The 20,073-nt window shown below is 73.2% G+C and carries 17 protein-coding genes; 4 read left to right on the forward strand and 13 right to left on the reverse strand.

From position 1 onward, the window contains the following. The first annotated feature begins 20 nt into the window (after positions 1-20). Together AKI01S_RS07130 and AKI01S_RS07135 are read left to right on the forward strand one after the other, a co-directional pair. On the forward strand, positions 21-848 hold the full coding sequence (locus tag AKI01S_RS07130; protein ID WP_067813102.1) for a HipA family kinase: 828 nt from the start codon (positions 21-23) through the stop codon (positions 846-848). Continuing rightward, positions 845-1,252 (forward strand): DUF3037 domain-containing protein, encoded by a 408-nt coding sequence (locus tag AKI01S_RS07135; RefSeq protein ID WP_067813103.1) that lies wholly within the window; start codon positions 845-847, stop codon positions 1,250-1,252. Before AKI01S_RS07130 ends, AKI01S_RS07135 begins: the two co-directional genes overlap by 4 nt. A 15-nt stretch (positions 1,253-1,267) precedes the next feature. Here AKI01S_RS07135 and AKI01S_RS07140 read toward each other — a convergent pair whose 3' ends face one another. From AKI01S_RS07140 to dxr, 10 genes are all read right to left on the reverse strand, one after another. Further along, a complete protein-coding gene (locus tag AKI01S_RS07140) occupies positions 1,268-1,537 on the reverse strand; it encodes a hypothetical protein (RefSeq protein ID WP_067813105.1) in 270 nt (89 codons plus the stop codon). Between the two features lie 379 nt (positions 1,538-1,916). After that, entirely contained in the window at positions 1,917-2,792 is an 876-nt protein-coding gene (locus AKI01S_RS07145) for a hypothetical protein (protein WP_067813106.1), read from the reverse strand. 205 nt (positions 2,793-2,997) lie between these two features. After that, positions 2,998-4,161 (reverse strand): S8 family peptidase, encoded by a 1,164-nt coding sequence (locus AKI01S_RS07150; RefSeq protein WP_067813107.1) that lies wholly within the window; start codon positions 4,159-4,161, stop codon positions 2,998-3,000. A gap of 102 nt (positions 4,162-4,263) precedes the next feature. Further along, entirely contained in the window at positions 4,264-5,097 is an 834-nt protein-coding gene (locus AKI01S_RS07155) for a helix-turn-helix domain-containing protein (protein WP_067813109.1), read from the reverse strand. Between the two features lie 67 nt (positions 5,098-5,164). Then, a complete protein-coding gene (locus AKI01S_RS07160; protein WP_067813162.1) occupies positions 5,165-6,010 on the reverse strand; it encodes a GNAT family N-acetyltransferase in 846 nt (281 codons plus the stop codon). Between the two features lie 75 nt (positions 6,011-6,085). Continuing rightward, complete coding sequence (locus tag AKI01S_RS07165; RefSeq protein WP_067813111.1) at positions 6,086-7,744, reverse strand: alpha/beta hydrolase; 1,659 nt, start codon at positions 7,742-7,744, stop codon at positions 6,086-6,088. A gap of 153 nt (positions 7,745-7,897) precedes the next feature. Continuing rightward, on the reverse strand, positions 7,898-9,478 hold the full coding sequence (locus tag AKI01S_RS07170; protein ID WP_067813113.1) for an alpha/beta hydrolase: 1,581 nt from the start codon (positions 9,476-9,478) through the stop codon (positions 7,898-7,900). 308 nt (positions 9,479-9,786) lie between these two features. Next, positions 9,787-10,980 (reverse strand): flavodoxin-dependent (E)-4-hydroxy-3-methylbut-2-enyl-diphosphate synthase, encoded by a 1,194-nt coding sequence (ispG, locus tag AKI01S_RS07175; RefSeq protein ID WP_067813119.1) that lies wholly within the window; start codon positions 10,978-10,980, stop codon positions 9,787-9,789. A 110-nt stretch (positions 10,981-11,090) separates the two neighbouring features. Further along, positions 11,091-12,287, reverse strand: coding sequence for a M50 family metallopeptidase (locus tag AKI01S_RS07180; protein WP_083999075.1), 1,197 nt, complete (start codon positions 12,285-12,287; stop codon positions 11,091-11,093). Positions 12,288-12,324: 37 nt separating this feature from the next. Next, positions 12,325-13,569 (reverse strand): 1-deoxy-D-xylulose-5-phosphate reductoisomerase, encoded by a 1,245-nt coding sequence (gene dxr / locus AKI01S_RS07185; protein ID WP_067813165.1) that lies wholly within the window; start codon positions 13,567-13,569, stop codon positions 12,325-12,327. A 189-nt stretch (positions 13,570-13,758) separates the two neighbouring features. Here dxr and AKI01S_RS07190 point away from each other — a divergent pair, with 189 nt between their 5' ends. Both AKI01S_RS07190 and AKI01S_RS07195 read left to right on the forward strand, forming a co-directional pair. Beyond that, on the forward strand, positions 13,759-14,745 hold the full coding sequence (locus AKI01S_RS07190; protein WP_067813121.1) for a trypsin-like serine peptidase: 987 nt from the start codon (positions 13,759-13,761) through the stop codon (positions 14,743-14,745). Between the two features lie 53 nt (positions 14,746-14,798). Then, on the forward strand, positions 14,799-15,722 hold the full coding sequence (locus AKI01S_RS07195; protein ID WP_067813124.1) for a trypsin-like serine peptidase: 924 nt from the start codon (positions 14,799-14,801) through the stop codon (positions 15,720-15,722). Positions 15,723-15,765: 43 nt separating this feature from the next. Here AKI01S_RS07195 and AKI01S_RS07200 read toward each other — a convergent pair whose 3' ends face one another. From AKI01S_RS07200 to AKI01S_RS07210, 3 genes are all read right to left on the reverse strand, one after another. Beyond that, positions 15,766-17,172, reverse strand: a complete 1,407-nt coding sequence (locus tag AKI01S_RS07200) for a sensor histidine kinase (RefSeq protein WP_067813127.1) — start codon at positions 17,170-17,172, stop codon at positions 15,766-15,768. A 641-nt stretch (positions 17,173-17,813) separates the two neighbouring features. Further along, positions 17,814-19,049 (reverse strand): extracellular solute-binding protein, encoded by a 1,236-nt coding sequence (locus AKI01S_RS07205; protein WP_067813130.1) that lies wholly within the window; start codon positions 19,047-19,049, stop codon positions 17,814-17,816. A gap of 319 nt (positions 19,050-19,368) precedes the next feature. Then, positions 19,369-19,719, reverse strand: a complete 351-nt coding sequence (locus tag AKI01S_RS07210; RefSeq protein WP_067813132.1) for a hypothetical protein — start codon at positions 19,717-19,719, stop codon at positions 19,369-19,371. Positions 19,720-20,073 lie beyond the last annotated feature (354 nt).

A 20,073-nucleotide genomic window follows, 5' to 3' on the forward strand; every position in this document is an offset into this window, starting at 1 on the left:
AGGTCCGGTAGCGTGATCGGGTGCTACCGCTAGTCACCGCCATCCGGTACGTGACCCCGCTGCGTGAGGGCGGGTCGCTGCCGGGCGTCGTCGAGGCCGACGACCTGGGCACCTACGTCATGAAGTTCACCGGGGCCGGGCAGGGCCGCAAGGCGCTGGTCGCCGAGATCGTCGCGGGCGGCCTGGCGCGGCGGCTGGGGTTCCGCACCCCCGACCTGGTGCTGCTGGAGCTGGACCCGGTCATCGGGCGGCACGAGCCCGACCCCGACGTGCAGGACCTGCTCAAGGCCAGCACCGGCTGGAACCTCGGCGTGGACTTCCTGCCCGGCGCGCTCGGCTTCGACCCCCTCGGGTGGCGGACCGACGCGGCGTTCGCCTCGCGCGTGCTGTGGTTCGACGCGTTCGTCGGCAACGTCGACCGCAGCTGGCGCAACCCGAACATGCTCGTGTGGCACCGGGACGTCTGGCTCATCGACCACGGCGCCAGCCTGATCTTCCACCACGCGTGGGCCAACGCCCGGAAGCTGTTCGCGGGCCCCTACGACGTGGACGACCACGTGCTGACGCCGTGGGCCACCGAGCTGGAGGCCGCCGAGGCCGAGTTCGCCCCGAAGATCACCGAGGGGCTGCTGCGGGAGATCGTCGCGGACGTGCCCGACCGGTGGCTGGCGGACGAGCCGGGCTTCGACGGCCCGGACGCCGTCCGCGAGGCGTACGTGGAGATCCTCGCCGAACGCGTCGGCGCGCCCCGCGACTGGCTGCCCGAACTCGACGTCAGCGGGCGCAGGCCCGACACCGCCTCGCGGCGCGGCGAGAAGCGGCCGGGATGGCTCGGAGGCCCCGCATGAGCAGGACCAACATCGTTCCGGACGCCGAGCGGAAGGTGTTCGAGTACGCGGCGCTGCGGGTCGTGCCCCGGCTGGAACGCGGCGAGTGCATGAACGTCGGCGTCATCGTCTACTGCCGCGCCCTGGAGTACCTGGACTGCCGCACCCACCTGGACGAGGAGCGCCTGCGCGTCCTCGACCCGACGCTGGACCTGGACGGCGTGCGCGCCGCGCTGCGCGGCGTCGCCGGGGTGTGCTGCGGCGGCGAGCGGGCGGGCCAGGCGGCGGCGGAGTCCCAGGGCTCGCGGTTCCGCTGGCTGACCGCGCCGCGCAGCACGATCGTCCAGCCGGGCCCGGTCCACGCGGGCCTCACCGACGACCCCGCCGCCGACCTGGAACGCCTGCTGGACCTGCTGGTCCGGTAGCCGCGGCCGGGCGTGTCAGCCGACGGGGACGTTCGGGACGGCGCGGTAGCCGGGGATCTCGACCGTGACGGACGTGACGTCGGCGGGGACCTTGAACATCGCCCAGAACGGCTGGGTGTCCCCGCCCTCCACCCTGAAGTGCGCGGCCGGTCCGCAGGAGTCGAAGTCGGGGGCCCCGACGGTGCGGCCGGTCGCGTCGCGGACCGCCCGGATCCGGCGGTCGCCCGCCGCCGGCACGACGGCGCTGGTGCTCGATCCCCGGTAGACGCCGTTCCGGTCGGACATGAAGGACGGATCCAGGGTGGTGCCGGAGTCGGCGTTGTCGACCGTCCAGACGAGGGTCGCGTAGCCGGACGCGTCGCGTTCCAGGCGGTTGATCTCGACCTGGCCCCGCTTGGGCCAGGTGGTGCCCGGTCCGGTGCCGGTGCCGGGCGGCGGGCGTCGCGGCGGGTTCCTGGGCGGCGGGCCGCGCGGCGGGGCGGGCGAAGGTGACGGTGACCCGGCGGTTCTTGGCGCGCCCGGCCTCGGTCTCGTTGGAGGCGACGGGCTCGTCCGAGCCGTGGCCCCGTGCCCGGAACGTCACGCCCCCGCGCGTCACCAGCCCGCCGAGCGCGCCGCGGACGCCGCGACTAGCACATCAGACGATCAGCGATCATCGGGCCTTTCAGTCCCACTCCCAGCGGATGCCGTGATATCCGGCGGCCATGCCGAACTCGATGAAGTGCACGCTGTGGTAGCTGGACAGGCGCAGGTCGGCGGAGTCCTTCAACGCCGTCTGGGCGTCCGGCCGCCACGTGCGGTAGCAGCGGGCGGGCAGCGCCGCCGGGTCGAAGAGCACCTCGATCAGGTACTCGTGCTGCGGGGTGTGGAAGCCGCGCCCCTCCTCGTTGACCGCCGGGCCGTTCTCGTCGAAGGTGAAGCCGTATTCGAGCAGGTAGGTCTCGCCCCGGGACAGGGCGCGGTCGAACAGCAGCTCGGCGGCGATCAGCCCGCTGGACTCGTCCATGCGGACCCGGCCGAACCGGCAGCCGCGCGCGGTGCGCGAGCGGGGCAGCAGCCCGAGCGGGTGGTGGTAGACCGCCACCCAGCGGTCCACGCCGCGCTGCTGAGCCTGGAACACCGTGCGGGTGCGGATCTCGGTGAGGGCCCGGGTCGGCCCGATGATGTACTGGTCGTGGAGGCTGAGGCCGGTGAGCTGGCGGTCGCCGGGATCGCCGATCTCGTCCAGCAGGTCGCGGACGCTCGGCTCGGGGACCAGCTCCTCCAGCGGCAGCCACGGGCCCGCCGCGCGTTCGGCCGAGGGGCGCAGCAGCGTCAGCAGGGAGTGGCGCGGCAGTTCGAGGATGACCTCCAGGCCGCGCACCGCGCGCAGCGAGTCGGCGCGTTCGGGACGGGTGCGTCCGCGCTGCCAGTAGCTGAGCGTGGAGAGGCTGACCGTGATGCCCTGCTCCTCCAGGCGGCGGCGCAGGGTCTCCAGGCTGAACCCGCGGGCCTGGATCGCCGCGTGCAGTGCGACGTTGAACGGACCGTACTGCAGCATCTGGAGGAGGTCCTCCTCCGTGACGCTTTGCAAAGCGGCCTCCGGATCCGACTCCGGCCGACCCCCGCAGCGGCCCTGACAGACACTCTTGCGATCTCAGCGCTCACTGTAAGGCCAATGGCCCACAATTCCAAGAGCCCGCGAACAGTGACAAAGGTCCCACGCGACCTCGGGAAAGGCGCGTGGGACCCTCGTTTCCCCGGGGTTACAGGCCGCCGGTGTTCAGCAGGAGGTTGGGGGTGCCGCTCGGGTTGCCGGTGATGACGCCCGAGGAGGCACGGGAGACGATCCAGGAGCGGATCGTGCCGTAGGCCGCGTCCCCGTTGGTGGCCTTGTAGAGGGCGGCGACGCCCGCGACGTGCGGGCTGGCCATGGAGGTGCCGTTGATGGTGTTGGTGCCGCCGTTCAGCCAGGTGGAGGTGATGGCGCTGCCGGGCGCGTACAGCTCGACGCAGGAGCCGTAGTTGCTGTAGGACGCCTTGGCGTCGGTGCGGGTGCTGGCGGCGACGGTGGTGACGTTGGCGGCGCTGGCGGGCGAGCGGTTGCAGGCGTTGGTGTTCTCGTTGCCCGCGGCGACCGCGACGAACACGCCGGCGTTGGCCAGCCGGTCGGCGGCGGCGTTGACGGAGCTGGAGTAGCCGCCGCCCAGCGACAGGTTCGCGACGGCGGGCTTGACGTGGTTGCGGGCGACCCAGTCCATGCCCGCGATGACCTGCGACCAGCTGCCCGAGCCGTTGCAGTCCAGGACGCGGACGCCGCGCAGGTTCACCGACTTGGCGACGCCGTGGCGGGTGCCGCCGACCGTTCCGGCGACGTGGGTGCCGTGGCCGTTGCAGTCGTTGCCGTTGCCGCCGAGCGCGTCGTAGACGTTGCTGGCCCGACCGCCGAAGTCGGAGTGGCTCGCGGCGATGCCGGTGTCGATGACGTAGGCGTTCACGCCCGCGCCCCGGCTGTTGTAGGTGTAGCTGCTCGACAGGGGCAGCCGCGCCTGGTCGATGCGGTCCAGGCCCCACGACGGGGGGTTGCTCTGGGTCTCGGAGGCCCGCACGACGCCGTCCTGCTCGATGGCGGCGACCCCGGGGGTGGTCCGGAGCCTGGCGAGCTGGGCGGAGGTCAGGCGGGCGGCGAAGCCGTTGATCGCCTTGCCGTAGCGGTGCAGGGTCCGCACCTTGGTCCTGGAGACGGTCGAGCCGACCGACACGCCCGGCTTGAGCGTGACGATGTACTGGCCGGCGAGACCCTGGCCGGGGGCCGCGTGGGTGACCTTGACGCCGGGGGCGGGGGTTTCGGCCGCGAGGGCGGTGCCGCCGAGGGCGGCCGACAGGGCGACGGCGCCGACGGGCAGGGCGAGGCGAAGCGGGCGTCTCATCGTTGCTCCTGAGGATGCGGGGGACGAGCGACGATGCGATCTTGGTTGCGAGGTATGGGGGGAATCAACGCTTTCTGGGGGTTCTGAAATCAAAGTTGAACTTCATTCCCACTCCCACTCCAGCCCGACGATCCCGCGCCGCACGTCCGGCATCACCAGGTGGGCGCCGCCGGACGCGCCGACCCACAGCTCGCTGATCCGCTCCCGGGCCGCGATCCCGGTCTCGGCGGAGTAGGCGTAGCAGCGGGCCGGAAGGGCTCCCGGATCGAACTGCACGACCGCCAGGTAGTCGCGGACCGGACGCGGGAAACGCCGCTCGTAGTGCCCGGCGGGCGGCGCGTCGCCGGGCAGCGTCAGCGTGTACTCGACCACGGCGGTGTGCCCGGCGCCCAGCACCCGGTCGAAGACCAGCTCGAACGCCACCAGCCCGCCCCCGGACCGGACCCGCCCGGCCCGGCAGAACCGCAGCTCGGTCAGCCGGGCGGCGGTCGTGTCACCGCCCGCCGGGTGCACGCACACCACCCGGTCCACGTCGTCGCCGGTGGCGCGCAGCACCTCCCGGACGCGCAGCGCGCGGGGCCGCCGGTCGGGGCCGAGCAGGTGCAGGTCGTGGGCGCTGATCCGCTCCAGCCGGTGCTCGCCGGAGCGGTCCAGCTCGCCCACCGCCCCGGCGTAGGCGACCGGGTCCGGCCACAGCTCGGCGGCCTCGGGCGCCCGGTCGTCCAGCAGCGCGACCAGCGCGCCCGGCGGCACCTGGAGGATCTCCTCCAGCGCGGCGACGACCGTGCGGGACCGGGGCCTGCTGCGGCCCCGCTGCCAGTAGCTGAGGGTCGCGACGCTGACGGTCAGGCCGCGCTGGGCGAGACGGTGCCGGACCCGTTCCAGGGTCAGGCCGCTGCCCTGGAGGGCCTCGCGAAGCGCGGCTGCGAAGTCCACGCCCGGATCGTAATGGATCTCCGCAGTTCTGCAGAGATCTACACAGATCTCAACAGACCGCTACAGATCAGAAGAGGACGGACATGAACGCGCCGGTCTCCACGAAACCGACGCGCCGGTAGGTCGCGCGGGCCCGGACGTTGAAGTCGTTGACGTACAGCGACACCGTCGGCGCGATCGACCGCAGCGACTCGGCGACCAGCGCCGCCATGCCCGTCACCGACAGGCCCTTGCCGCGCAGGTCGGGCGGCACCCACACGCCCTGCACCTGGCAGGCGTGCGGGGTGACCGCGCCGACCTCGGCCTTGAACATGACCCGCCCGTCCTCGATCCGGGCGAACGCGCGGCCCGCCCGGATCAGCTCGGCGACGCGGGCCCGGTACAGCGTGCCGCCGTCCCCGGCGTTCGGCGAGACCCCGACCTCCTCGGTGAACATCGCCACGCACGCCGGGTACAGCAGGTCGAAATCCGCCATCGTGACCCGCCGCACGTCCGGGTCCGGCGGCTCCAGCGGCGGCATGGTGGTCGCCATCACCGGCTGCACCGAGCGGATCGCGCGCGGCGGCCCCCAGTAGGGGGCCAGGAAGTCCCACAGCTCGCCGACCGCGTCGACCGGGCCGACGATGGAGGAGCAGCGGCGGCCCTGCGCCTGGGCGCGCTCGGCGAACGCGCGCACCGCGTCGGACCCGGCGTTGACCGGGATCAGGTTGGCCCCCGAGTAGCACAGCGCGGTCAGCCGCCCGTCGCGCTGGTAGCCCCACATCTGGGCGCCGAGCCGCCGGGGGTCGAGCCCGGCGGCGTGCACGCGGGAGGACACGAAGACGTTGGTCACCGGGTCGGAGTCGAGGATGGCGAGGACCTCCTCGCGGTGCCGGTCGTCCAGGACCCGCACCGGCAGCGACGACCCGAGCATCCGCATCTCTACCGGCCTCCGGAGGCGGGTCGGGCCCGGCCGGACACCACGACAGTCAGCACCACACCCATAAGCCTATGTCGTCCGCGATCCGGTGGCGTTCACCGGCTCCATTACCCGCCGGTCACCATCGGGTGCCCCGCGGTGCCCCTCGCCCGGACCGGGCGGCGGCGGGGCGGTGCAGACCATGTCGGCGCCCGGCTGGTCGCGGGGCAGCCGCCGCCCCGCCAGGTAGTCGGCGACCGCCTCGTCCACGCACCGGTCTCCGCTCAACGCGACGCCGTGGTTGCCCCCGCCCCGCTGCTCCAGCAGCCGGGAGCCGGGCAGCAGCCGGTGCGTCTCGACCGCCCCGGCGTAGGGGGTGGCGGCGTCCTCGGTGCCCTGCACCAGCAGGACCGGCGGCAGGCCGGCGCGCCCCCGGACGCGCGGCGGCGGTCCGCCCGGCACGGCCCAGAACGCGCAGGGGGCGTTGTACCAGGCGTTGCCCCAGGTCTCGAAGCGGTACCCGGAGCGGTGGAGCCGCCAGTTGTCGGCGTGCCAGCGGTTCCAGTCGCGCGGCCAGGCGGCGTCGCGGCACTCCACGGCGGTGTAGACGGCGTAGTTGTTGTGGTCCAGCCACGTCGGCGGCCGCCACGCCGCGGCGAGCGGGCGGGGGTCGTTCTCGACCAGGTAGGCCGACAGGGCGCGGGCGTGGGCGGCCCAGGTGTGGTCGCCGTACCCGTCGGCCAGGAACAGGTCGTCCAGCTCGACCGGGCCGATCCGGCCGTTGACCGGCTTGTCGGCGAGGGTCCGGCGGACCCTGGTGTAGGAGGCGGCGACCTCCCGGCGGGTCTCGCCGAGCCGGTACGTCGCGTGGTTGCGGGCGATCCACTCGAAGAACGCCTGGATGCGCTTCTCGAACGCCACGTTCTGGTCGAGGTTGTTGTCGTACCAGACGCCGCTCGGCCGCACGACGCTGTCCAGGACCATCCGGCCGACCCGGCGGGGGTACATCGTGGCGTACACCGCGCCGAGGTAGCTGCCGTAGGAGTACCCGAAGTAGTTGATCTTCTTCTGGCGGAGCGCGATCCGGATCGCCTCCAGGTCCCGCGCCCAGGCGGCGGTGCCCATGTGCGGCAGCAGGGACCGGTGCCGGGCGGCGCAGTCGGCGGCGAACCTCCGGGCCCGCTCGGTCCAGGCGTTCTCCGCCCCGTCGTCGGCCGGCACGGTGTCGGGCCGGGGCCGTCCCGGGTCCTGGTAGGTCCGGTCGCAGACGATGGCGGGCCTGCTGGCGCCGACGCCGCGCGGGTCGTAGCCGATCCAGTCGTAGGCGGCGGCGACCTCGCGCGGCAGCCCGGCCCGGAACAGCCGCGGCAGGTCGCGGCCGTGCGCGCCGGGTCCGCCGCGGTTGAGCAGCACGACGCCCTTGTAGCGCTTGCGGTCGGTGGCCCGGGCGCGGGTGAGCGCGAGGGTGATCTTCTTTCCGGAGGGGGCGGCGTGGTCGAGGGGGACGCGCAGGGTCCCGCACTCCAGCCCGGCGAGGACGCCCTTCTCCACCGGATCCTTCTTGGGGCAGGGCTTCCACCTGACCCGGGGGGCGGCCTGGACGGCGGACAGGGCCGCCGGCAGAGCCGCGGACGGGGCCGCGGGCGGGCTCACGGGCGGGGCGGCGGGGACGGCGGGGACGGCGGAGACGGCGGCGTGCGTCGGGACGGCGAGGTACCCGAGGGTCACCGCGGCGACGGCGGCCGCCATGAGGCTCTTTGCTGGGGCGTTCGACACTCCGGTGTTCTACCGGCGCGCCCCGGCGTGGCGCCGGAACGCACGAGTCCCGCGTTTCCCACCCATTACCGGCGAACGGCCGCGGTCCCCGAACCGGGGCCACGGCCGTCACCGGAGGTCGGCGCGCTACGGGCGGCCGACCGGGAGGTCCTTGCCGGCCTTCGCCGAGGCGGACTTGACCGCCGTCGGGTCCGGGTCGTTCAGGGCCGGGACCGCCTTGCACAGGGCGTCCGCGCCACGACGGCCCGCGGGCAGCTTCCCGCTGTCGAGGTAGGCGGCCACCTTGTCGTCGAGGCACTTGTTGCCGTTGAGGGTGTTGGAGTGGGTCTTGCCGCCCAGCTCGGCGACCAGACGCGACGACGGGAACGTCTTGTGCATCTCGTAGCCGCCCGCGACCGGGGTCGCGGCGTCCAGCGTGGACTGCACCAGCAGCAGCCCGGGCAGCTTCTTGGCGCCCAGCTTCAGCGCCGGGCCGCCCTGGAACGGCCAGTACGCGACCGGGGCGTTGAACCAGACGTTGGACCAGGTGTTGAAGCGGTAGCCCTGCTTGTAGAGCTTGACCGCGTCGTTGTGCCAGACCTTCCAGTTCCGCGGCCAGCGGGCGTCGGCGGCCTGGACCGCGTTGTAGACGGCGAAGCCGTTGTCGTCACCGCCGGGGTTGAGGAACTCCAGCAGCGCCGCGGGGTCCTTCTTGTTCGCCCACGCCGACAGCGCCTGGGCGAACGGGATGTAGTAGCCGGTGTTGTACCCGGCGCTCAGCACGATGTCGTCGAGCTCGGACGGGCCGATCTTGCCGCCGATCGGGCTCTTCTTCGCCGCCGCGCGCAGGGCGTAGTACTTCGCCTCCACGGCCTTGGCCGTCTTGCCGAGCTTGTAGAGCGAGTCGTACTTGGCGACCCAGGCGAACCACAGCTTGATGTTGCGCTCGAACGCCTTGTCCTGCTCCAGCTGGGCGTCGTACCAGACGGTCTTGGGGTTGACGTTGCCGTCCCAGACCATGCGGCGCACGCGCTGCGGGAACAGCGTGGCGTAGGTCGCGCCGAGGTAGGTGCCGTAGGAGAAGCCGTAGTAGTTGATCTTCTTCTGGCCGAGCGCGGCGCGGATCGCGTCGACGTCACGGGCGACGTCGGTGGTCCGCATGTGCGGCAGCAGCCAGCCGAACTTCTGGGCGCAGGCGCGCGCGTAGGCGCGGGACTTGGCCTTCCACGCCTCCTCCTCCTTGCGCGAGGAGGGGACGTAGTCCGGGCGGATCGGGTTCTGGAAGTTCGGGTCGCAGCTCAGCGCGGGCTTGCTGGAGCCGACGCCGCGCGGGTCGAAGCCGATGATGTCGTACTTGGCGGCGACGGCCCCGTGGCCGACGCCGGTCAGCCAGCGCTTGAGCCCGGCCGAGTACGCCAGGCCGCTGCCGCCGGGACCGCCCGGGTTGACCAGCAGGACGCCCTGGTAGTTCTTGCGGTCGGTGGCCTTGACCCGCGACACCGCGATCGAGATCTTGCGGCCCTTCGGCTTGCGGTGGTCCAGCGGCACCTGGACCTGGGCGCACTCGGCCTGGCCCTTCAGGCTGCCGGCGCACTCGCCCCACTTGACACCGGTCACGGCCGACACCGCGCTCGCGGCCCGGCCGCCGGTCGTCGCGGCGGCGGCCACGGCCGTCCCGCCGGACACCGCCACGGCCGCCGCGGCCGTGACGAGAACGATCTTCTTCACTTGACCCCCTTGGACCGGCGGGTCCACGCCCGGATCACGGAACGGGACGTTCGCCGGTGCATCGCCATTACGTGGGTTAAGTGGCGATTGTTTCGGTTGTGGGGGAATTTGCGGCAGGGGGTGGTCGGGACGGATGCACAATCGTGATCTATCGGTGGGAACTTCACGTTCCACCCATGCGTATCGCCCACGCGGGCCTTCCCCGGAACGCACCCGGGCCCCGGAGCACGCGCCGCGCGCGTCCCGGGGCCCGGCGCCGCGAAGGCCCCCGGAGGGGTCCTCCGGGGGCCTTCGCGGCGAGGGTCAGGTCACTTCACGGTGACCTGCACGCCGGGTCCGTCCGCCGCGCCGTCCTCGTCGATCTCCACGCCCATCTCCTCGGCGATCCGCATCGCCTCCTCGATGAGGGTCTCGACGATCTGCGACTCGGGGACGGTCTTGATGACCTCGCCCTTGACGAAGATCTGGCCCTTGCCGTTGCCCGACGCCACGCCCAGGTCGGCCTCGCGGGCCTCGCCGGGACCGTTGACGACGCAGCCCATCACGGCCACCCGCAGCGGCACCGGGAAGTCCTTCAGCCCGGCGGTGACCTCCTCGGCCAGGGTGTAGACGTCGACCTGCGCGCGACCGCAGGAGGGGCACGACACGATCTCCAGGCCGCGTTCGCGCAGGCCGAGCGACTCCAGGATCTGGTTGCCGACCTTGACCTCCTCCACCGGAGGGGCCGACAGCGACACCCGGATGGTGTCGCCGATGCCCTGGCTCAGCAGCGCGCCGAACGCCACCGCCGACTTGATGGTGCCCTGGAACGCCGGGCCGGCCTCGGTCACGCCGAGGTGCAGCGGGTAGTCGCACTGCGCCGCCAGCTGCCGGTACGCCTCGATCATCACGACCGGGTCGTTGTGCTTGACCGAGATCTTGATGTCGCGGAAGTCGTGCTCCTCGAACAGCGAGCACTCCCACAGCGCCGACTCCACCAGCGCCTCGGGGGTGGCCTTGCCGTACTTCTCCAGCAGCCGCTTGTCCAGGGACCCGGCGTTGACGCCGATGCGGATCGGCACGCCCGCGTCCTTGGCCGCACGGGCGATCTCGCCGACCTTGTCGTCGAACTTCTTGATGTTGCCGGGGTTGACCCGCACCGCCGCGCAGCCCGCGTCGATCGCGGCGAAGACGTACTTGGGCTGGAAGTGGATGTCGGCGATCACCGGGATCGGCGACTTGCGGGCGATCGCGGGCAGCGCGTCGGCGTCGTCCTGCGAGGGGCAGGCCACCCGCACGATCTGGCAGCCCGCGGCGTTCAGCTCGGCGATCTGCTGCAGGGTGCTGTTGACGTCGGCGGTCAGCGTGGTGGTCATGGACTGCACCGAGATCGGGGCGTCGCCCCCGACCGGAACACCGCCGACCATGATCTGCCGGGACTTGCGGCGCTCCGCCACCGGACGGGCAGCCCCCTGCCCCTGACCCGCGCCGCGGACCGTCGGAATTCCCAGTGAAACGCTCATGCCTCTCCCTTTGCTACGCCCCCCACAACCTTATGTGGTGAAGGGGAATGGGATGGCGCCGACGGTGTGGATGTATGGTGACTGTTCCGCGACCGAAAGTAGTCGCGTCGTTACCGTGGGATACGCAACGGGTTGAACACGTCGGCGAGGATCAGCAGCAGGCCGAGACCGACCAGCAGCAGGGTGGCGACGTAGGTGACGGGCATGAGCCTGGTCATGTCCACGTTCCCGGGATCGGGCCGCCCGCGCGCGCGGGCGATCCGGGCGCGGGCGCGTTCGTAGACCAGGACCGCCAGGTGTCCGCCGTCGAGCGGCGGCAGCGGCAGGACGTTGAGCGCGCCCAGGAAGACGTTCACCATCACGACCAGCGCCAGATACCCCGACAGCTTGTCGCGGAAGGACCGGTCGGAGGAGAAGATCTGCCCGGCCACGTCGGTCGCGCCGACGACGCTGCCGACCTGCCCACCGGGGGTGCTGCCCCGGTCCGGCGAGAACAGCCTCGGCAGCGCGGCGGGCAGGTCCCGCAGCGCGGTGGCGACGCCGCCGAGCATGGCGCCGACGGTGCGGCCCGCGAACGCGGCGGCCTCGACCGGACCGGCGCGTTCGTAGCGTTCGCCGACGACGCGCGGGGACATTCCGAAGAAGGTCCTGCCGTCGCCGGACGCGGCCGTGCGGACCTGGAGGGTGACCCGCGTCCCGCCGCGCTCCACGACGACGGGGACGGCCCGGCCGGGCGCGGTCCGTTCGATGGCGCGGCGCAGCTCGTCCCAGTCGCGGACGGGGACGCCGCCGAACGTCACCACCCGGTCCCCCGCCCGCAGCCCGGCCGCCGCGGCGGGCGACCGGGGGGCGTCCGCGCCGCAGCCGACGCCGGGCCCGGCGGGAACGCACTCGCTGACGGTCCGCACGATGGTGGTCGGGGTGCCCTCCACCTTCAGCCCGAGCGTCATCGCGACCACCACGAGCAGCAGGAACGCCACCAGGAAGTTGGCGACGACGCCCCCGGCGATCACGATCGCGCGCCTCCCGGCGGGCTGCCGGTGGAACGCGCGGTCGCGGTCGGCGGGCGCGACCTCCTCCAGCGGCGTGTAGCCGACGATCCGGACGAAGCCGCCGAGCGGGATCGCCTTGACGCCGTACTCGGTCTCGCCGCGCCGCCGCGACCACAGCGTGGGGCCGAACCCCACGAAGAACTGGCTGGCCTTCATGCCGAACCGCTTGGCGGTCAGCAGGTGCCCGGCCTCGTGCAGCATCACCGAGACCAGCAGGGCGGCGACGAACGCGAGCGCGCCGAGCAGAAAGGCCACCTGCGGCCCCCTCGTGCGACGGGGGCCGGGCCCCCGGTCAGTCGGTAGCGGTCAGTTCCCGGGCGCGGACGCGGGCCCAGCCGTCGGCCGCGAGGACGTCGTCGAGCGTGGGCGTGCCCGGAGTTCCGTCGCCGTGCTCCTCCACTACCCGCGCGATCGTGTCGACTATCCCCGGGAAGGGCAGGCGTCCTTCGCGGAACGCCTCGACGCACTCCTCGTTGGCGGCGTTGTAGACCGCCGGGAACGTGCCGCCGAGGTCGCCGGCCCTGCGGGCGAGCGCCACCGCCGGGAACGCCTCGTCGTCCAGCGGGAAGAACTCCCAGGTGTGCGCCCGGGTCCAGTCCACGCCGGGCGCGGCGTCCGGCACCCGGTCGGGCCACTCCATCCCCAGGGCGATCGGCAGCCGCATGTCGGGCGGGCTGGCCTGGGCGAGGGTGGAGCCGTCGACGAACTCGACCATCGAGTGGATCACCGACTGCGGGTGGACCATCACCTCGATCCGGTCCATCGGCACGTCGAACAGCAGGTGCGCCTCGATCACCTCCAGGCCCTTGTTGACCAGGGTGGCCGAGTTGATCGTGATGACCGGGCCCATGTCCCAGGTCGGGTGGTTCATGGCCTGCTCGGGGGTGACGCCCTCCAGCTCGGCGCGGGTCCGGCCGCGGAACGGGCCGCCGCTGGCGGTCAGCACCAGCCGCCGGACCTCCTCGGGCCGGCCGCCGCGCAGGCACTGCGCCAGCGCCGAGTGCTCGGAGTCGACCGGGACGATCTGGCCGGGGCGGGCGCGCTCCTTCACCAGCGGGCCGCCGACGATCAGGGACTCCTTGTTGGCCAGCGCCAGGGTGCGGCCCGCGTCCAGGGCGGCCAGCGTGGAGGACAGGCCGAGCGCGCCGGTGACGCCGTTGAGCACCACGTCGCACGGCCAGGCGGCGACCTCGGCGACCGCCTCCGGCCCGGCGACGATCTTGGGGATGGCGTACTCGCCGGCCGCGTAGCCGCGCCGCTGCGCCTCGGCGTAGAAGGCGAGCTGGAGGTCCTGCGCCACCGACGCCCGGGCGACCGCGACGACCTCGGGGCGGAACTCCAGCGCCTGCCGCGCCAGCAGGTCCACCCGGGCTCCCCCGGCGGCCAGCCCGGTCACCCGGAACCGGCCGGGGTTGCGGCGGATCACGTCGAGGGCCTGGGTGCCGATCGAGCCGGTGGAGCCGAGGACGACCACGTCCCGGGGCCCCTGACCCGGAACCGCGGCGGGGGGCGTGCTGCTGGCGCTGGAGGAAGTCACGCCTTCCATTGTCGGCCATTCCACGGCCCCGGCCGTACCGGGCGGTCACATGGGCGAATACGGAAAGGTGTGCAACCGTATGGTCCTGTTTGTCCAAATGTGCCACTAGTCGTGACATCGCTACCGAACGTAAGTTCCGCTCGCGGGCGTCTCCCGCAGACCGTCTCCCCCCGACCTCGCGGAGACCACATGACACGCTCTCTGGCACACCCCACCCGCACCGTGGCCCTGGCGGTCCTGGGCGGCGCCGCCCTCGCGGCCCCGCTGTTCACCGCCCCCGCCCACGCCGCTCCCGCCCCCTCCCCCGCGCCCTCGGTCCGCGCGCAGGCCACCGACGCCGCCGAGCAGCGCCGCGTCCTGAGGTTCTGGACGGCCGAGCGGATGCGGTCGGCCACCCCGATGGAGAAGCTGTTCAAGCCCCGGAACGTCACCCGCTCGGAGGTGCGGCGCGGCCTCGCGAAGGTCGTCCCGCCCGTGTCGGTCCGCTCGATCCCCAACGGCGGCAGCCAGTGGACCGGCGGCGGCAGGGTCGTCACGACCGCCGGACGGGTGTTCTTCACCTACCAGGGGCGCACCGCGTCCTGCTCCGGCGACGCGGTCACCAGCGCCAACAAGAGCACCGTCATGACCGCCGGGCACTGCGTGAAGCTGGAGGGCTCCTGGCACACCAACTGGGTGTTCGTCCCGGGCTACGACAACGGCAACCGCCCGCACGGCACCTGGACCGCCGCCAGGACCCTGGCCACGCCGCAGTGGACCGCCACCGAGGACATCAACTACGACGTCGGCGCGGCCGTGGTGAACCCGCTGAACGGGCAGCGCCTCACCGACGTGGTCGGCGCGCAGGGCATCGCGTTCAACCAGCCGCGCGGGCAGAACATGTACTCGTTCGGCTACCCGGCCGCCGCGCCCTACGACGGCTCCAGGCTCATCTACTGCAGCGGCCGGACCATCAACGACTTCCTCGGCAGCCAGGCGATGGGGCTGCGCTGCAACATGACCGGCGGCTCCAGCGGCGGCCCCTGGTTCCTCAACTTCAACGAGGGCACCGGCACGGGCGTCCAGAACTCGGTCAACAGCTTCAAGTACAACCTGCCGTTCCTGAACGCCTACATGTTCGGCCCGTACTTCGGCACCGACGCCCAGAACGTCTACAACCAGGCACAGAACTCCTAACCGTTTCCCCACATGCCACGGCTCGGCGCGGCGGGTGACGGACACTGCGGGGCATGGACCCGCGCCCGTTCCGCACCCCCGCCGCGCCCGCCCTGGCCGCCCTGGCCGCCCTGACCACGGCCGCCCTGAGCGTGGCGGTCCCCGCGGGGCCGGCGTCCGCCTCGGACGCCGGCCCCGCCGCCGTTCCCGCCGCCGTCCACCGGGTGGCCCCGGACCTGGACCGGCGGGCCCGCGCGTACTGGACGCCCCGCCGCATGCGCGCCGCCGCCCCTCCCGAGGCGGAGCGCCGCGACGAGAGCGCCGGGGCGCCCTGGACGCGGGGCGGGCTGGTCGCCCGGAGCACCGGCAGGGTCTTCGCCACCTCGGCGGGCCGCGAGCAGGTCTGCTCGGCCGCCGTGGTGCGCGCCGCCAACCGCGACCTGGTGGTCACCGCCGCGCACTGCGTGCGCCCGGCCGGGGGCGGCTGGGCCGACAACTGGATCTTCGTTCCGGGGTACCGGGACGGCGCCGGCCCCCACGGCGGGTTCACCGCGCGCCGCATGTTCGTCCCCGCCGCCTGGACCCGCGACGGTGACGGCGACCACGACGTGGCGTTCGTCGCGCTGGCCACGGCGGGCGGGCGGCACGTCGCCGACGTGGCGGGGGCGCAACGGCTGGCGTTCGGCGGGCCGGGCGGGCGCCTCACCCACGTGTTCGGCTACCCGGCGGCGGGGCGCTTCGACGGCGAACGGCTCGCCTACTGCTCCGGGCGGCCCGTCCCCCACCGGCGCGGCCTCACCGCCGGCCGGGGCCTGCGCTGCGGGCTGCCCCGCGGGGTCAGCGGCGGGCCGTGGCTGACCGGCCTCGACCCGGGGACCGGGGCCGGAACGGTCGTGTCGGTCAGCAGCTTCCGGTTCAGCGACGACCCCGGCACGCTGTACGGGCCGCCGTTCGGGAAGGCCGTGCGCGACCTGTACGCGCGGGCTTCGGTGTCCTAGCACCTGTGGCCCGAAGCCGCGGGCCAGGGTTTGGGAACACGATCTAGCGGTCCTCCGGAGGGTCGGGTTCCAGCGGGAGGCGCAGCACGAAGCGGGCCCCGGGCTGGTCGCCCGCGGCGACGTACAGCAGCCCGCCGTGCCGGGCGACGATCTCCCGGGCGATCGGCAGGCCCAGCCCCGAGCCCCCCGCGTCGCGGCTGCGCGCGGCGTCCAGCCGGGTGAAGCGCTCGAAGATCCGCTCCCGGTCGCCGTCGGGGATGCCGGGACCGTCGTCGCGGACCTCCAGCACCGCCTCGCCCGCCACCCGGTCGGCGCGCACGGTCACCCCGACCTTGGCGCCCGCGTGCCGGTCGGCGTTGGTCAGCAGGTTCACCAGGGCCCGCGCCAGCTGGAGCCGGTTGCCGACCACCCGCACGCCGGGCTCCAGGTCGGTGCGCACCGGAACGCGCGGCTCGCGGCGCGCCAGCTCGCCCTCCACCAGCTCGGCCAGGTCCAGCGGGACGCGCCCCGGCTCCACGCCGGAGTCCAGCCGGGCCAGCGCCAGCAGGTCCTCCACGACGCGGTGCAGCCGGTCGGTGTCGCTCAGCGCGTACCGCACCGTCTCCAGCAGGTCGCCGTCCTCGGGGTCGTCCAGGGCCAGCTCCAGCCGGGTGCGCAGCCCGGTGATGGGGGTGCGCAGCTCGTGCGAGGCGTCGGCGACGAAGCCGCGCTGCTGGTCGACCGAGCGCTCCAGCCGGTCCAGGGTCGCGTTGATGGTGCGGGCGAGGCGTTCGATCTCGTCGCCGGTGTCGGGCACCGGGACGCGGCGGGCCAGGTCGGAGGCGGTGATGTCGGCCATCTCCGCCTCGATCCGGGCGACCGGCGCCAGCGTGCGGCCCACCGTCCGCCAGATCCCCCACGCCACCAGCGCCAGCAGCACCGAGCCCAGCGCGGCCAGCGCGCCCGGCAGCAGGCCGCTGCTCAGCAGCCACGGCTCGGGCACCGCGGCGTAGACCGTCACGTCCCCGTAGGTCTCGGTGACGACCTCGAACCCGACGATGATCGCGCAGCCGGACAGCACGTCGTCGTCCCGGCACACGCGGCCGTCGACCCGGTTGTCCTCGTCGCCGGAGCGCAGCCGGGAGATCGGCGCCTTGCCCCGCAGCGGGGCGGTGGCCGCCACCACCTCGCCGCCCGGGTCGGACACCACCTGGATCAGCAGCACCCCGTCGTCGGCGGGCAGGGGGTCGGGCAGCCTGCCCTTGGAGGCCGACACCGCCACGTGCCGGGCGACGCGCGCGGCCGTCTCGGTGAAGTGGCCCTCGATCGCGGCGCGCAGGGCCACGGCGGTGGCCACCAGGGCCGCCCCCAGCAGCGCGCCGACCACCAGCGTCGCGACCAGGGTGACACGGGCACGGGAGGAACGCGGCCCGCCGGGCCGCACGCGGTGTACGGCGTTCCCGGCGCGCATGTCTCATTTGTACGCACCCGTCCTCCAACGGAGGGCAAAGAGAGTTCCGCGCTCCGCCGCGAGAGCTCCGGAGGGTTCCGGGCGGCGGACCGACACGCGGTTCCGGGTGATCCCCGTTCCCGGCCTTTGCCAGCCCTTGGACACCCCCTGAGGTAGAGCACACCGGCCTCGACCTATAAAAGAACACGGGAAGTAGCCGGATGAACACCGGGGAGGTGACATGGGACCGACGGACGAGCCGAGGTTCGACCCGCGCGCGCTGACCCGTGCGCAGCGGCAGGGCGACGCCTGCGTCGCCTGCCGCAAGAGGTGGCCTCGTCCGCGCGTCCGGGTCGGCCGTGTCCCCGACGGGAGCGGGGTGTTCGCGTGCGCCGACTGCGCACCGGCCCTGCCGACTCTCGGCGCTCGTCACGCGCCGCCGGCTACGGGCGTCGCACGACCGGTGGCGACACCGGCGTCGGCGCGGGCGGCGGTCGTCACCTAGACCGTCCGCTCTGGAGATCTCTCCAGGAGGAGGGTGACCCGGGTATTCGGGGGGAGACCCGGGACCACCCCGCAGGAGGCGCGCCCGGCTGGGGGCGGTCGGGCGCGCCGGAGAGGTCTCCGTCCCGCCCCGCGCCCCGCCTCACCTCTTCGTCACGTCACTTCTTCGTCGCGTCGTGCCAGGCCCGCACCCACGCCTCGTAGTCGGCGCAGTCGCGTTCGCCGTTGGTCGCGGTCGCGCCGCCGCACACCTTCGACGGCGCGTAGGCGAAGATCACCTTGTCCAGGTGGTCGCGGTCGCCGACGCGGTGGGCGGAGCAGAACGCCCCGCGCAGCCGGTCGCCCGAGCACGCCTGCGGGTTGGCGGGGGCGACGCCGTTCCACTCGGCGATCTGCCGCTGCACGTCGGGCGAGGCGGTCCACCGCAGCCACTGGTACACGCAGTTGGGGTGCGCGGCCCGCGCGCCCATGACCCAGGCGTTCATCCAGCCGGTCACGCCCTCGGCCGGGGTGACGGCCTGCACCTGGCGGCCCGCCCGGCCCAGCACGTCCGGCTGGTAGGGCCAGGTCTGCCCGAGCACCGCGCCGCCGCCCGCGAACGCCGCGACCGCGTCGGCGGGCTGCTCCCAGTACCGCTGGACGTGCGGCCGCTGCTCGGCCAGGACCCGGGCCGCCGCCGCCAGCTGCGGCGCGGTCAGCGAGTACGGGTCCTTGATCTTGAGCTTGCGGTCGCGGGACCGCAGGTACAGCGCGGCCTCGGCGATCGTCAGCGGGCTGTCCCGCATCACGATCTTGCCGGAGTAACGGCGGGCCTGCGCGGGGTCCAGCAGCGACGCCCAGCCCGACGGGGCGGGCTGCACCGCCTGCGTGTCGTACATGACCAGGTTGGAGCCCCAGGTCGCGGGGACGCCGTAGACGTCGGCGCCGCGCTTGAGTAGCCCGCGCAGCCGGGGTTCGAGCTTCTTGTAGCCGTCGACCAGGTCGGGGTTGACCGGGGCGAGGTGCCCGCCCTCGATCAGCCGGCCGGTGACCTCCGGCGGGGCGACCGCGCCGTCGTAGCGGCGGTTGGGGTCGCTCAGCAGGGAGGTCATCTCCTCCGGGGTGCGCGCGCTCCGCCAGCCGACCTTGCAGCCGGTGCGCTCCTCGAACGGGGTCACCCAGTTCACGCGGGAGTCGGTGCCGCCGTTCTCGACGTAGCCCGGCAGCGTCACCAGGTCGATCGCGCCCTCGCCGGGTCCCAGGCTGGCGGCGGCCCGTACCGCCCCGGCGGGCCGTTCCTCCTGGCCGCTGCACGCCGCCAGCGTTCCCGCCGCCGTGACCAGAACCGTTCCCAGCACCGCCCCGCGGACCAGGGCCCGCGTCCCGTCGCCCAGCCGCCCGGCCGTCAGCCGCATCTCACTCCGCTCCCGTCCGAATCCGTCAGCGCAGCGTAGCGTCTCGGCGGCGGTGTCCCGGCGGCGGCGGGAGGGGGCGCGCCGGACGAAATGGTTTTCAGACGGGTTTACCGGCAAGCCGAACGACTATTAACCGGATACTGTGGCGTCCTTTTTCGAACGGGACCGGCGGAAATGAAACCGCCGCGGTCCGGGGGGCAGTGGGTGCTGGCGACCGCGCCATACACGGAGGTTGCTGGAGAGGGATATGGCGCGGGCTACTGCCCTTCCCGGGACCGCGGCGGCACCGGTGGACGTGGCGAGGTTGGGGAACAGCGGATCACCTTGCAGTGCTGCCTGGCCACGCGACCACCGGGACCCGGCGGAACGGCGGCGGTGTGACGCCCTCGATACGGAGGAGATTCGAGGGACGCCGCGCGTCCGGCCGGGTGCTGGGAGACGACCTGCCAGGGTCGCCGTCGATCAGTTCCTGCCCGTACCCGTCGTGGAGGACCACCTCGATCCGTGCGATGAGCCGTTGCGGTGTCGGAGCCTCGATGAACCGGCCGACGTCGCGGTCGCGGGGCGGCAGGGCCCACCAGTGCCCGGTGAACAGACCGAACCAGATGGTCCAACCCGGATAGCGTCTGGCGAGCGCCTCGACCTCCGCGGCGTGGTCGTCAGCAGTCATAGCGCGGCTCCCTGCGCACCGACCCCGTTCTGCGGCCTTCCGGCCGGAGAACCTGACCCTTTTGCAATTTCGCCTCAATTAATTGAGACAGTCAGATTGTGTCGCCCGCCACAGAGCCAGTCAATACTTGTAGCTATTATTTGTCACAGCCGAGAAGACGGAAATTGACGACAGAAATGTGCGGGCGGTAGAAATTATCGAGGACCTTCCACCTGCCCGTTCTCACGTGGCGTGACGATCGGTCGCCGTTGGCGACGGGGGGTGCGGGGCCCGGTGCGGGCCGGGACGCGGGACGTGCCACCGGATACCGGCGGGGACGTCACGCGCCAAGCCCGAGACGCTACGCTGCGTTCA

This window comes from Actinomadura kijaniata NBRC 14229, from assembly GCF_001552175.1.
GTDB lineage: Bacteria > Actinomycetota > Actinomycetes > Streptosporangiales > Streptosporangiaceae > Spirillospora > Spirillospora kijaniata.